The 14,540-nt window shown below is 62.8% G+C and carries 5 protein-coding genes; all 5 read right to left on the reverse strand.

Going from position 1 to position 14,540, the window contains the following annotated elements:
• Nucleotides 1-6 precede the first annotated feature (6 nt).
• Nucleotides 7-4,872 (reverse strand): hypothetical protein, encoded by a 4,866-nt coding sequence (locus ABM562_RS17350; RefSeq protein WP_460422759.1) that lies wholly within the window; start codon nucleotides 4,870-4,872, stop codon nucleotides 7-9.
• Nucleotides 4,873-4,950: 78 nt separating this feature from the next.
• Nucleotides 4,951-7,161, reverse strand: coding sequence for a 1,4-alpha-glucan branching protein GlgB (glgB, locus tag ABM562_RS17355; protein WP_460422761.1), 2,211 nt, complete (start codon nucleotides 7,159-7,161; stop codon nucleotides 4,951-4,953).
• On the reverse strand, nucleotides 7,162-10,473 hold the full coding sequence (gene treS / locus ABM562_RS17360; protein ID WP_460422763.1) for a maltose alpha-D-glucosyltransferase: 3,312 nt from the start codon (nucleotides 10,471-10,473) through the stop codon (nucleotides 7,162-7,164). It lies immediately after the preceding gene.
• 13 nt (nucleotides 10,474-10,486) lie between these two features.
• The gene (locus ABM562_RS17365; protein WP_233674543.1) at nucleotides 10,487-12,511 is read right to left on the reverse strand and encodes an alpha-1,4-glucan--maltose-1-phosphate maltosyltransferase; all 2,025 of its coding nucleotides are present in this window, start codon (nucleotides 12,509-12,511) and stop codon (nucleotides 10,487-10,489) included.
• 239 nt (nucleotides 12,512-12,750) lie between these two features.
• Nucleotides 12,751-14,424: an AMP-binding protein gene (locus ABM562_RS17370; protein ID WP_115086901.1), complete on the reverse strand. Its 1,674-nt coding sequence runs from the start codon at nucleotides 14,422-14,424 to the stop codon at nucleotides 12,751-12,753.
• Between the last annotated feature and the right edge of the window lie 116 nt (nucleotides 14,425-14,540).

The raw sequence follows: 14,540 nt of genomic DNA on the forward strand, positions 1-14,540 counted from the left end.
GCGCTATTACCAGCGCGTGCGACTGTACAGCGCCGGTGCCGCACCCAGGTCCTTGACCGTCAGGCCCTGATTCAGCGGCACCGCCTGCATGGCCGCCGGGTCTATGACCTCGACGCGAAAGTGTGGCAGCGACTCAGGCACAGCAAGCCCATAAGCACTGAGCATGGGTCTTTGGGAAAAGTAGTGCTTAAGTACCGAGCTGTAACCCGACAAGGAATCGGCCGAGATCAGGCCGATGTTGGGGTCATAGAAGTGGAATACCGAGCGCCCTTGTTCCTGACGCACGGCCATCAGCATGGAATGGTTGGGGGTATTGATCTGCAGATAGGCGTTGTGTCGCTCATCCGCCAGGCGTTTGATGACTGCCTCCAGCTCAAGGTTGCCTGGCAGGGTCCTCACTGCAGACCCACCGCTACCGTGCAGCACCCCAAGCGCTTTGCTGAACAGAACCGCTTCGCTGCTCTGGGCATCCGCCGCCACCAGATACATCCTGTCCATCAGCGCGTGTTCGCTGCCCCCTTCCAGTGCTACAGCCATGGTGCGTGCCAATGGCAGACAGCGGCCGTTGTCCGGGCGGGTCACCAGGATTTGCGGCGCCGGCCGGTAACTCCTCGCCCCATGCAGACGCAGCTTTCTGCCATGAGCTCCGGCACGGGCGAAGGCTTGCTGCCAGTGCTGCTCAAGCTCCAAGCGATTGATCCTGCCTGCCAGTGCGCCAAGTTGATGAGGTGTGAGGTTCGAATCGGGACGTATGAACAGCCGTTTCAAATGCACCAGATCACGCCGGGCGCGCAGATCCACACCGGGGACGGTAAGCATTCCGTAATCCCGCAGTCCCTGTTGAAACTCCGTCTTCTTGTTGCTGAGGTTTTGCCAGTCCTTGCACAGCTTGGCGTAACGTTGCTCCACCTGCTTTGCCGGCATGAGCTCGTGACGGGCAAAATTCCCTCCCCCGAGCAGCTCTTCTGTTCGTACCCATTCACGCCCCGACTCGACTTTGTAGAAATCCGGAGCCGTCAACAAGACGGACCGTTCCTGATACGCAGTGGCTGCCGTGCTGCGTGCCAACCGCGCCGACGTCCTGGCACTGGGTAGATCGACGAAATCCTGGTATTTCATCAGCCGGTTGCCGCCAGCCTGTTGAAAGCGGGCCGCCCAGACCGGCTCGGGGACAACCATCGGCTCCAGGTCCAGGCGGGTGCGCCGGGCAGCCATCAGGTCGAAAGCCATGTGACCGTGCTCCGGGTGACGACCTACCAACAGGAAATGGCTGCTACTGGCCTTGTTGACCTTGTCCCAGCTGTGCACCACCCTGACCTTGATATCGAAGAAGCCGTGCTTTGCCATGTAGGCTCTGACTGTTCGCAAAAGCGGGCCAGGGCGTTGCTTGCCGGTGGCGAGCAAGCGCGAGACTTTCGGATACTTGCGCAAATCGGCGAGGAAGCCCTGCTCAAGCAATGTTTGCGACTCACTGAGACTGGCTGCTTGTGCACTGCGCAGCTCCTCGGCCCTGAATTCGGGCGCAGCGTGCTCGACAACAATCCGTACGTCGCGGCCGTCCGCCAGCTTGCCCGCCTGTCGCTCGAACCTCAGCAACCGAGCATCCGCCAGGTTCAGCTCATGCCAGCCTTTGACCGATTCACCCAAGGTGAGCGCACTGTTATCGAGGCTGATGACCTTACCCTCGCCCAGGCTCAAACCCGCCTGCAGCACCTTGTTGCTGTCCTTTGCCAATACCACTACGCGGTAACCGGCTGGCAGGCGCTTGATGTCATCCAGGCAATAAAGCTGTTGACCGCTCCCCCCCAGAAACCCCTCGACAGTATCGGCCCCGGGCAGGCTCACCAGCCGTTGCAGCGTCTGCGCATCAATCACCCCGGCGCGTTGCTGCAGATGCAGAACGCCTTCCAGCGGGCCGGCAGCGTCACTGATGGCAGCCGGCACCAAATTCAGTTGCGCCAGCATCAGCGCACGCTGGCGGGGCGACAGGCTGATCAACAGGTCCAGCGACTTGCTGTAGCCTTCGGTTAGCGAAGATGAACGAATCAGCGCGACCAGGTTGCGCACGTCGGCGGCCAAGTGCGCCGCTGCCGGCACCGCACGGGCCACAGGCCTGGCCAGGACCGCCAGATCGCCAGCGCCGACGAAAACCAACGTCAGCTTGCCCAGGGCAACATCCGCCTGGGCCTGGCGGTAGACATCGCCCCGATCAGCAACGTCCAGCATCCGCTCATCGAAATACAGATTGCCCGCCGCCAGTGCCACGTCCATCGAGGCAAGTGCCATCGGCATCGCCAAGCCTTCGAATGGCACCATTACCACCATCGAGATCAAGGTCGTGCCGAACTGCATCAGGCGTTCTGCAGCCTGCGTCCAGCGTTGCTGATTCTCTTCCTGGGCAGTGAAGACCGCACTATTGAGGTTGCTTTTGATCATCTCCAGATCAGCCGCAAGCAACTGTGGCATGACCTCACCACCGCCAAAGGTCAACTGCGATTGATAAAAAGTCACATCGGTCAGCCTGAGCGAGCGCTTGGCGATAATGGCGGTGCGCTCGATCACGCCGTTGTCAAAATCCGACAGATGCGAGCGGATGAACCGCTCCAGGGCAACCGAGGTATCGTCGGCCACCCACGGATATACACTGCCAGTGGTCAGTGAAACCAGAAAGCCGCCAGCGTGGTCTCTCACCGCCAGTAGATTGGGTACAACCTTGTCCGTGACCTTTACCACCTCGGCAACCAGATCACCCGACACCCAACGATCAAGAACATGGCGCAAGGGGCCATTGGTGCTGGCCAGCAGTCGTGTCATTACGCCATTGAAACGGTGATGGGCAAAGCTCTGGTATTGCTGCTTGAACGCATCATCACTCGCCAACTGGACAAAGTCCTCCATCACCGCGGCCTGAACGCGAGTACGCAGTTGAGCATCGAGGACCAGTGGCAGCAGCGGCGCGGGTAGCCCAGGTGAGGCTGACGGCAATTGATCGACGTAGTTTACGAGGTTGCGTTGATGCTCACCCAAGGCTACCTGACGGACGCTGAACACTTCCTTGCGTGAATGACTGGCGCTGCCCAGGAAAGTCACCGGCGTTTTCGGCTGAAAGGACAGCGTCTGGTTCAGCAGCGCCAGGTTGATGGACCGCGGATCCATACCTGCTGCCTGCGCATCCTGCTGCAAACAGCGGATGATGGTCTCGTCGATATGCTGCGCCTGGCCGAGGACCAGCCCCGTGGTTTGGGAAGTGTCCAGCGCGGGAGCCGCCACAGTGCCAGTGTCTTTCGGCTGCGGCTGCTTCAAGCCCTGCAGTTGTCGGTAGCGCTCGCTGATGGTGAACGCAGCCTTGAGCGCCTCGCGCTGCAACTTTTCTGCCTTAAGCGATAGCACGGCTTTTACCGTGACCAGCCCCAACAGGTCAGGAACCGCTTGCTTGGCATAGGCGGGCGCTGCTGCGGCGCGCTTGCGTAGCCGCGTGGCCTGACGCTCCAATTGCTGATTGTGCTTTTGCAAGCGCTGGATATCCGCTAGCAATTGGGCCTGAGACGTCGAGGTGGGGGCTTCGCGTGCTTGTCGCCTTTTGCCTTGCGCCTCAACCAGCGGCACCTGCCAAGGCTCCGAACGCCAGGGCAGTTGGACCGCCGGTTGAGTATATTCCTCTGCTGCGACGAATGATCCTGCTGAGGAATACGCGACTGCCGAATCCTTTGCTTGGGTGACGACACGCTCGCTGCCATCCTGCTCGCGAACAACCTGGGTAAGCTGCTTCAAATTCAAAGGGGGCTTGCCGGCATAGTATTTTTCACCCGGTATAAAGCCTGGCGCACCCCAGCCCACCAGTAACTCAAGCCCTGCCCCCAAGAGCGTCGGCTTCAGGCTCAGGTCGGGTCTGGACTGTTCCTTTTCGCGGGTATCGCGCAACCAGTCCCAGGGATTGATGCGCTCCAGCAGCTCATTGCCCGTCATGTTCGGGGCGCGCTGTGCGAACTGGCTTCTGAGGTTGTCGACAACGACTTCAAGATCCAGATCGGCCAGCTTCCCGTCAAGTGCCTGCAGCAGGATGTGCAACTGAGCATCGTCGAGCCCGGGCAGTTTCCTGGCGAGCGTCAACACCAGCGCCTCGCGGGTGTCCCGCTGTGACTGGTTACCCAACTGCACCGCTGCCGCCATCGGCAACCCCAGATACCAGGCACCAAGCACCACCGGCAAGCCAAAGGCACCGAACACCCCGAAGCTGGCGGGGATTGCAGCCAGGACGCTAGCGCGCATCACCAGGCTTGCCGGGTTGAGCGGCGCGCCTTGCGGGTTCACCTCCTCAACCGCGGGGTGCGCCTGCGCCCAGATCCGTGCCATCAGCGGATCCGCCATCAGTACCCGCTCGGCCAATTCATTGCGCAGCTCTGCTACTTGCTGATCAGTGATCAACTGCGGATCACAGTCGTTGACCATGGCTACCACCACCTTGAAGAAAGCATCGCCCTCAAGGTCGAGTGAACGGTATTCACCGCGGCTTACTGCACCGATACGCGTAGGCTCCAGCCTGATCCTGGCAGCCTGCTCCAGCTGCACAGCGTCCAGTTGTCCAGGCTCCAGCAGGCAAGCCGGATCGGTAATGTCGACCCCGTACAGCACCTGGCCATCCACACCCTCGAGCACCAGGGTGTTGCATTCGAGCACACCACTGGCCACCAGTAGCCCCGGTAGCAGGGTCATGGCAATGTTTTCTTCAACCGCGGCCGTGCGCAGGGCCTGGGCAACACGTTGCAGGTTCGTGCCGGACAGATTCGCAACCGCCGCCGGTCGTTGTTCGCTGACAAGGTACTCGGTCGGTGTGTACTGACGGTTCAGTGGTGGGTTGGAGACCAAGGGCATGGCTGCGCTTCCATGAAAAACCGGAAGCGCAGTAGACACCGATACCCGGCCCCGGGCTTGTACAGAACGCTCAAGCCGTCATTGCGGGCGCAAAATCAACACCCCCAGCGGCGGCAGGTTCAACCCCAGCGACAACGGCTGGCCATGGCTGGACAACGCCTGGCTGGCCACTTCACCGAGGTTGCCGTAATTGGACCCGGCATAACCCTCGGCATCGCTGTTGAACACCTCGACCCAGCGCTCGCCAAACGGCACACCGATGCGATAACTCTCGCGCGGCACCGGAGTGAAGTTGGCCACCACCAGCAACGGCTCGCCGCCAGCGCTCCAGCGCAGCCAGGCATAGACGCTGTTGTGCGCATCATCGCCGATCAGCCACTGAAAGCCTTGCGGCAGGCAGTCCTGCTCGTGCAGGGCCCGCTCGTCGCGGTACAAACGGTTGAGGTCGCTGACCAGGCGCTGCACGCCCAGGTGCTCGGGGTACTTGAGCAGGTACCAGTCCAGTTCGCTGTCATGGTTCCACTCGCGCCACTGGCCGAACTCACAGCCCATGAACAGCAGCTTCTTGCCCGGATGGGTCCACATGAAGGTCAGGTAGGCGCGCAGGTTGGCAAACTTCTGCCAGCGATCGCCAGGCATCTTGTCGATCAGAGAGTGCTTGCCGTGCACCACCTCGTCATGGGAAATCGGCAGGATGAAATGCTCGGAATAGGCATAGATCAGGCCGAAGCTCATCTCGTTGTGGTGATAGGTGCGGTGGATCGGGTCGTTCTGGATGTAGTGCAGGGTGTCGTGCATCCAGCCCATGTTCCACTTGTAGGCAAAGCCCAGGCCGCCCTGCTGGGTCGGCTGGCTGACGCCCGGCCAGGCCGTGGACTCTTCGGCGATCACCAGGGCACCGGGGGCTTCCAGCGCCACCACGTCGTTGAGGTGACGCAAGAAGTCGATGGCTTCCAGGTTCTCGCGGCCGCCGTGGCGGTTGGGCACCCACTCCCCAGCCTTGCGTGAATAGTCGCGGTAGAGCATCGACGCCACGGCATCGACACGCAGGCCGTCGATATGGAAATGCTTGAGCCAGTGCAGCGCCGAGGCCAGCATGAAACCGTGCACTTCGGTGCGGCCAAGGTTGTAGATCAGCGTGTCCCAGTCCTGGTGGAAACCCTCCAGCGGGTTGTCGTACTCGTACAAGGCGGTGCCGTCGAAGCGCGCCAGGCCGTGGGTGTCGGTCGGAAAATGCGCCGGCACCCAGTCGAGAATCACCCCGATGCTCGCCTGATGGCAGGCATCGATGAACGCGGCAAAGTCTTCGGCGCTGCCGTAGCGCGCGGTCGGCGCGAACATCGACAATGGCTGGTAACCCCAGGAGCCGCCAAAGGGATGCTCCATGATCGGCATCAGCTCGATATGGGTGAAGCCCAGTTGCTGGATATACGGCACCAGGCGCTCGGCCAGTTCGCGCCAGTTGTAGAAGCGTGCCACTTCACCGTTGTCGTCCAGCTCGCACTGCCAGGAGCCGGCGTGCAGTTCGTAGATAGACAGCGGCGCGCTGGTGACCTGGCGTTCGCCGCGCTGCTGCATCCAAGTCTGATCCTGCCAGTCATGGGCCAGGGGGCCGGCGACCCTCGAGGCGGTGCTCGGCGGCAACTCGGTGGCACGGGCCAGCGGGTCGGCCTTGAGCGGCAGGATGCCTTCGCGCCCGAGCACTTCGTATTTGTAGGCTTCGCCAGCCTGCAGGCGCGGCACGAACAGCTCCCAGACCCCGGACGGATGGCGCAGGCGCAGGGGGTGACGGCGCCCGTCCCAGTTGTTGAAATCGCCCACCACCGAGACCCGCCGCGCATTCGGCGCCCACACCGAAAAGCGCACGCCGTCGACACCTTCGACCGTCACCGGTTGCGCCCCCATGGCACCGGACAGGTCTCGATGATTGCCCTCGGCGAACAAGTACAGGTCCATGTCGCCGAGCAGTGGCCCGAAGCTGTACGGATCTTCAGTGATCTGTTCACCGCCCGCCCAGTTGATCTGCAACAGGTACGGCTGCGGCTCCCGCAGATGAGTGATGAACAACCCCGGTACCGGGCCCTGCTCCAGCTCTGCCAATACGCGACTGCCGTCGCGAGCCAACACCCGCACGTTCAGGGCATTGGGCAGATAGGCGCGGACAAACTGGCCACCAGCACCATCCGGGTGCGGGCCGAGCACCGCGAACGGGTCGGTGTGTTCGGCTCTTACCAGGGCATCGATATCGCGCTGCCCCAGTCCTCCTTCCTCGCGCTTGCGTTGAATCATTTACTGCTCTCCCCAGGTACTGATCAGACCATGCAGGCCCTGCAAAGGCACGGCCAGCCAATTCGGACGGTTCTCGGCTTCGTAGAGGATTTCGTAGGCGGCCTTCTCGAGACTGAACAACGCCAGCGCCGCCTGCTCGCCGTCGCCATGCTCCCAGGCATGGGGCATGGCCGCACTGGCCAGACCATAAGCCTCGACAAAAGCATGCCGGGCCTGGTGCAGGTAACGCCGGGCGACGCGTTGACGTGCCTGGCGGGCAGCCTCGGAAAGGTCGACAGCGGAAGCACTGCGCAGCACCATCGCTGCAGCATAGTCGAAGGAACGCAGCACGCCGCTGACGTCCTTGTACGGGCTGTGCTTGGCCCGGCGCTCATCGAGTGGCCGCGCCGGTTCACCCTCGAAATCGATCAGGTAGGCATCGCCCTGAACCACCAGCACCTGGCCCAGGTGCAGGTCACCATGCACGCGCATCAACAGCCCACCCACCGCTTGCTTGCTGAGTTCGGCAATGTGCTTGAGCAAGCTCTTGCGCTGCTGTTGCAGATCGTCGATCAGGGCCTGGCTGTCGCTGTCGAGGCTGGCACGGTGTTCCAGCAGCAGGTCCAGGGCGCGGGTCAGCTGGGCACCGACCTGTTTGTTCCAGGCCTGGCTGTCGCGGCGGGTGCTGGCCCGCGGCTGGAACGCAGGGTCGGCGCTGGGCGCGGCCAGCAGCAGATGCATCTCGCCCAGGCGCTGGCCGAGCAAGGCGGCGAAGTCGGCCAGATCCTGCAGGGCATCGGTGTGCACATCCTGGTCTTTGCTCGAAGGCTCCATCTCGTCGCGAATGGCCCGTTCCAGGTTGTTCTGAGTCCAGTCCCAGGCGTCGCCCTGGTTGCTCAGGTAGCCCTGCGCGATCATCAGCAGATGCGGCTGGGCCTGGGCGTCCACGCGGCTGACCCAGCCCAGCAGCGGCGAGATATTGGCAAAACCGGCGGTGGTCAGGTAGGCGCTCATTTCCAGTTCCGGGTGCACCCCGGGGTTGACCCGGCGGATCAGCTTGAGCACCAGGCTGGCGCCGACCACCACCGAACTGTTGGACTGCTCGGCGCTCAGGTAGCGGACTACCGCGTCGTCCCCCAGGTTCAGCGCCGCCAGCTGCCCGGTGGCCTCAAAACGCAGCTCACCCTCGCTGCAGGGCAGACGCAAGCCGTCCCGGCAGCCGCTGAGCACGGCGCGCACGAAGCTCTCCAGGACGAAGCCATCGGTGATCAAGCCCACCTGACGACCGCGACGGACCCGGGCCAGGGCCAGTTGCTGCGGCGCCGGGCTGTTGATGTGCTCTTCGGCGATCAAGCCGAATGGCAATTGATAGCGGCTGCTCTGGCCACCGCCCTGCACTTCGATCTCGCTGAGCAGCACCGGGCTGGTCGCGGCGCCAAAGCGCACGCCATAGATGATCTGCACCTGTTCGATGCGGGTTTCCTTGCCGGCGAACCAGCGGCGCTTGGGCAGGTACTGGGGCAGGATGCCGTCTTCCAAGGTGACCCGTGACGGCGCTTCCAGCAGCTCTTCCATGCGTTTTTTCAGCACCAGGGTGGTGAACTCCGGCAGGCTCTGGGCCGGTTCCACATGCCAACTGGGCATCTGGTCCTTGTCGGCCAGCAGGAACCAGTAAAAACCATAGGGCGGCAGGGTCAGCAGGAACGGCAACTGGCCGATTGGCGGGAAGGCACTGCCACCGAGCATTTCCACCGGCACCTTGTCGGCGTACTGCTGCAGCTCAAGCTCCGCCGCCTGCGCAGCGCGCGATACGTTGGCGACGCAGAGGATGATCTCGCTCTTGCCATCAGGGCCGGTGTACTCACGGATATAGGCGAGGATCCGCCGGTTGCTCGGCGTGAGCATCTTCAGGGTGCCGCGGCCAAAGGCCTTCTGCTGCTTGCGGACCGCCAGCAGGCGCCGGTTCCAGTTCAGCAGCGAGTGCGGGTCATGGGCCTGAGCTTCGACGTTGACCGCCTGGAAGCCGTACAGCGGGTCCATGATCGGCGGCAGCACCAGGCGCGCAGGGTCGGCACGGGAGAAACCACCGTTGCGGTCGATCGACCACTGCATTGGCGTGCGGACGCCATCGCGGTCGCCCAGGTAGATGTTGTCGCCCATGCCGATCTCGTCGCCGTAATACAAGGTCGGCGTGCCGGGCATCGACAGCAGCAGGCTGCACAGCAGCTCGACCCGCCGCCGGTCCCGTTGCAGCAACGGCGCCAGACGCCGGCGAATGCCGAGGTTGATCCGCGCGCGGCGGTCCTCGGCGTAGTAGTTCCACAGGTAATCGCGCTCGCGATCAGTGACCATTTCCAGGGTCAGCTCATCATGGTTGCGCAAGAAGATCGCCCACTGGCAGTTGGCCGGAATCTCCGGGGTCTGGCGCAGGATGTCGGTGATCGGGAAGCGGTCTTCCTGGGCCACGGCCATGTACATGCGCGGCATCAGCGGGAAGTGAAAGGCCATGTGGCATTCGTCGCCCTGCCCTTCGCCAAAATACAGCTGGGTGTCTTCCGGCCACTGGTTGGCCTCGGCCAGGAGCATGCGGTCGGGGTAGTTGGCGTCGATTTCGGCGCGGATCTTCTTCAGCACCTGATGGGTTTCGGGCAGGTTCTCGTTGTTGGTGCCGTCACGCTCGATCAGGTACGGGATGGCGTCCAGGCGCAGGCCGTCGACGCCCAGGTCGAGCCAGTAGCGCATGACCCCGAGCACCGCCTTGAGCACTTGCGGGTTGTCGAAGTTGAGGTCCGGCTGGTGCGAGTAGAAACGGTGCCAGAAGTACTGGCCGGCCACCGGGTCCCAGGTCCAGTTGGATTTCTCGGTGTCGAGGAAGATGATCCGCGTACCGTCGTACTTCTGGTCGCTGTCGGACCACACATAAAAGTCCCGGGCCTTGCTCCCCGGCTTGGCGCGCCGGGCCTTCTGGAACCACGGGTGCTGGTCGGAGGTGTGGTTGATGACCAGCTCGGTGATTACCCGCAGGCCGCGTTTGTGCGCCTCGGCAATGAAGCGTTTGACGTCGGCCAGGGTGCCGTAGTCGGGGTGCACCGCCTTGTACTCGGCGATGTCGTAGCCATCGTCGCGGCGAGGCGAAGGGTAGAACGGCAGCAGCCACAGGGTGTTGACCCCAAGCTCGGCGATGTAGTCGAGCTTGGCGATCAGGCCGGGAAAGTCACCGATGCCGTCGTTGTTGGAATCGAAGAAGGACTTGACGTGTACCTGGTAGATGATCGCGTCTTTGTACCACAGTGGATCATCGATAAAGGCGGCTGGGCGGGCGCGCTTGGCCATGCTCGACTCCTTTCTAGAGGGCTTTTTCGATACGCCAGATAGCAAACGGCAGGTGCCAGGGCTCGATGCGCATCCATTGGGTCTTGCCGTGCCAGGTCCAGCGATGGCCGCTCATCAGGTCTTCGCCGAGGGTGTCGGCAGTGTCGTCCAGCCCCAGCTCCCACAGCGGCAGTTCGAAATGCGCCTCCTGGGCGTTGTGCGGATCGAGGCTGACGGCGACGAGGATGAAGTTGTCGCGCTCGGCGGTGCGTTTGCCGAAGTACAGGATGTTGTCGTTCCAGGCGTGATAAAAAGCCACGCCCAGGTGGGTTTGCAACGCAGGGTTCTGCCGACGGATACGATTGAGCTGGGCGATTTCGGCAATGATGTTGCCGGGCTGGGTAAAGTCCCGCGGGCGGATCTCGTACTTCTCGGAATCGAGGTATTCCTCCTTGCCCGGCACCGGCGTCGCCTCGCACAGCTCGAAGCCCGAGTACATGCCCCACAGGCCCGAGCCCATGGTCGCCAGGGCGGCGCGGATGAGAAACCCGGCGCGCCCGGACTCATGCAGAAAGTAGGGGTTGATGTCCGGTGTATTGACGAAGAAGTTCGGCCGGTAGCAGTAGCGCCAGGGTGGCTGGTTGAGCTCTTCGAAGTAGCTTTGCAGCTCGGCCTTGGTGTTGCGCCAGGTGAAGTAGCTGTAGCTCTGGGAATAACCGACCTTGCCCAGGCGCGCCATCATCGCAGGCTTGGTGAAGGCTTCGGCGAGGAAGATCACCTCCGGGTACTGGCTGCGGACATTGGCGATCAGCCAGTGCCAGAACGGCAAGGGTTTGGTGTGCGGGTTATCGACCCGAAAGCTCTTGACCCCCTCCTTGACCCAACCCACCACCACGTCGCGCAGGGCCAGCCACAACGCCGGTACCGCATCGGCGGCGTAGAAGTCGACATTGACGATGTCCTGGTATTTTTTCGGCGGATTCTCGGCATAGCGAATGCTGCCGTCCGGGCGCCAGGAAAACCAGCCCGGGTGCTCCTTGAGCCAGGGGTGGTCCTGGGAACACTGAATGGCAAAATCCAGGGCGATTTCCAGGCCATGCTCGGCAGCGGCAGCCACCAGCCGGCGAAAATCCTCGCGGCTGCCCAGTTGCGGATGAATCGCCTCGTGCCCGCCTTCGGCACCGCCGATGGCATAGGGGCTGCCGGGGTCATCCGGCTCGGCCTGCAAGGCATTGTTGCGGCCCTTGCGGTGGCGCACGCCGATGGGGTGGATGGGCGGGAAGTACAAAACGTCAAAACCCATGTCACGGATCATCGGCAGGCGTTCGTGCACGTCATTGAAGGTGCCGTGGCGCTCAGGGTCGTCGGTGACCGAACGGGGAAACAGCTCGTACCAGCTGGCAAACTGCGCCTGGATACGCTCGACATCCAGCGGGTATTCGGGGCTGCGGCTGAGGTAGGTGCGGTGCTCGGCTTCGGCCATCAGCAGCGCCGTGTCCGGATGCAGCAGCAAGGCCACCTGCTCGTCGGCGGACAGGCCCGGCAGGTGCCGGTGCAAGGCCTGCAACTGGTCGCGCAACGGCCCGTTGCTGCGGCCGATATTGTTTTCGATCAGCAGTTGCCCCTCCTGCAGCTCCAAGGGCACCGCGACGCCGGCGTTGAACTTCTTCTCCAGGTCATGGCAATAGGTGGCGAACGGGTCGATCCAGGCCTCAATGCTGAACAGGTGGCGACCCTGCTCGCTGACGGTGAATTCGGCCTGCCACAGGTCGTTGCCGGCAAACTGCATCGGCAGGCAATGCCAGCGCCGGCTGTGGGCCTGGCGCCAGTTGAGCATCACCACCAGGGCGTCATGGCCATCGGCATAGACCTTGCTGCTGACCTGCACCGGCTCGCCCACCACCGCCTTGACCGCAAACAGCCCGCCATCGAGCACCGGCAAGGTGTTCTCGATCACGATCCGCGGTTCGAGCAAGGCCTGGGACAGGCTCAGGGCCTGGTCCGGGTGGTCGTTTGCCGGGGTCATGCGGTCGGTTTCGAAGGGCTCATCGCGGGTCATCGAACGTTGCTCCGTTATGAAGTGGCACTAAAGGTTCAGAGCGGGGGCGCGGCCCGGGGTTCAAAAAAAATGAGCGATTGGCCAAGGCCAGGGTCGAAACCCCGAGCCGACACGGCCAACACCGCTGAAAGAGTAGTATCCAATCGCTGGCAAGCCAGCTCCCACAAGGTTCTCAGAGCACTCAAGGGCTCTGCTGCACCTGTGGGAGCTGGCTTGCCAGCGATAGCAGCGCCGCGGACTCAGCGCTTGATCAGCTCTTCAATGCTGATCTCGCGCATCCTGAACTTCTGCACCTTGCCAGTTACCGTCATCGGAAACTCTTCGACAAAGCGGAAGTAACGCGGGGTCTTGAAGTGGGCAATGCGGCTCTTGCACCACTGTTGCAGCTCGATCTCGCTGGCGCTGTGGCCGGGGTGGAACTTGATCCAGGCGACGATCTCTTCGCCATAGCGCTCATCGGGAATACCGATCACCTGCACGTCCGCCACCGCCGGGTGGGTAAAGAAGAACTCCTCCAACTCCCGCGGATAGATATTCTCGCCACCCCGGATGATCATGTCCTTGTTGCGCCCGGCGATGCAGACATAGCCCGCCTCGTTCATGGTCGCCAGGTCGCCGGTGCGCATCCAGCCCGCCGGGTCGATGGCTTCGCTGGTCGCCGCCGGGTTGCCCCAGTAGCCAAGCATCACGCTGTAACCGCGAGTGCACAGCTCGCCGATCTGCCCGCGCGGCACGATGCAGCCCTGCTCGTCGATGATCTTGCTTTCCAGCTGCGGCTGGGTGCGCCCGACCGTGGTCACACGCAGTTCCAGGTCGTCATCCGGGCCGGTCTGCATCGACACCGGGCTGGTTTCGGTCATGCCGTAGGCGATTTGCACCTCGCTCATGTGCATCTCGCCGATCACCCGGCGCATCACCTCGATCGGGCAGGTGGCGCCGGCCATGATCCCGGTGCGCAGGGTCGACAGGTCCATGTCAGGCCGTTGCGGATGGTCGAGCATGGCGATGAACATGGTCGGGACGCCATACAGCGCCGTGGCCTTCTCCTCGGCGACGCAGCTCAAGGTCAAAAGCGGGTCGAAGGCATCGTTGGGGTAGATCATGGTGCTGCCATGGGTGATGCAACCGAGGTTGCCCATGACCATGCCGAAGCAGTGGTACAGCGGCACCGGGATCACCATGCGGTCGTGCTCGCTCAGGCCCAGGCTCTCGCCGACCATGTAGCCGTTGTTGAGGATATTGTAGTGGCTGAGCGTGGCACCCTTGGGGAAGCCGGTGGTGCCGGAGGTGTACTGGATGTTCACCGGCTGGTCGAACTGCAGGCTTTGCTGGCGGGCCTGGAAATCAGCGGGAGCGGTTTCGCTGGCCAGCCAGCCCAGGCGCTCCCAGGGCAGAAAGCCGGCTGGCGGCTGCGGGTCGAGGCTGATCAGCCCGCGCAGCTCCGGCAGGCGCTCGCTGCGCAGTTGACCGGGTGCTTGCTGGGCCAGGTCCGGCAGCAGTTCACCGAGCATGGCGTGGTAATCGGAGGTCTTGAAGGCGCCGGCGCTGATCAGCCATTGGCAACCCGACTGCTTGAGCACGTATTCAAGCTCGCTGGTGCGGTAGGCCGGGTTGATGTTGACCAGGATCACGCCGATCTTGGCGCTGGCGAACTGGCTGATGCACCACTGTGCGCAGTTCGGCGCCCAGATGCCCAAGCGATCGCCGGTTTTCAACCCCAGCGCCATCAGCGCCCGGGCATGCAGGTCGACGCTGGCGGCCAGCGCCTGCCAGGTGTAGCGCTGCTGTTGATGACGTACCACCAGTGCCTCGCGCTCGGCAAAGCGTGACACGGTCTGGTCGAACGCCTGGCCGATGGTCATGGCCAGCAACGGCTTGTCCTGGCGGCCCTGGGTATAGCTCGGTTGATTCATGGCGGTCCCTTTTTGTGGTTGTTCTGGGAGCTGATTCAAGCGGGTCTTACTCTGGCCCATATTTACGTTAACGTAAAGGTCATGGCGAGATTGACAGCATCCGGCGGCAGGTTTAC

It is taken from the genome of Pseudomonas sp. ZL2, assembly GCF_054788455.1.

Bases quoted from the DNA above. Each gene is read 5' to 3' on its own strand.
- treS (WP_460422763.1), bottom strand. From the start codon at position 10,473: ATGGCCAAGCGCGCCCGCCCAGCCGCCTTTATCGATGATCCACTGTGG.
- glgB (WP_460422761.1), bottom strand. From the start codon at position 7,161: ATGATTCAACGCAAGCGCGAGGAAGGAGGACTGGGGCAGCGCGATATC.
- ABM562_RS17350 (WP_460422759.1), bottom strand. From the start codon at position 4,872: ATGCCCTTGGTCTCCAACCCACCACTGAACCGTCAGTACACACCGACC.
- ABM562_RS17370 (WP_115086901.1), bottom strand. From the start codon at position 14,424: ATGAATCAACCGAGCTATACCCAGGGCCGCCAGGACAAGCCGTTGCTG.
- ABM562_RS17365 (WP_233674543.1), bottom strand. From the start codon at position 12,511: ATGACCCGCGATGAGCCCTTCGAAACCGACCGCATGACCCCGGCAAAC.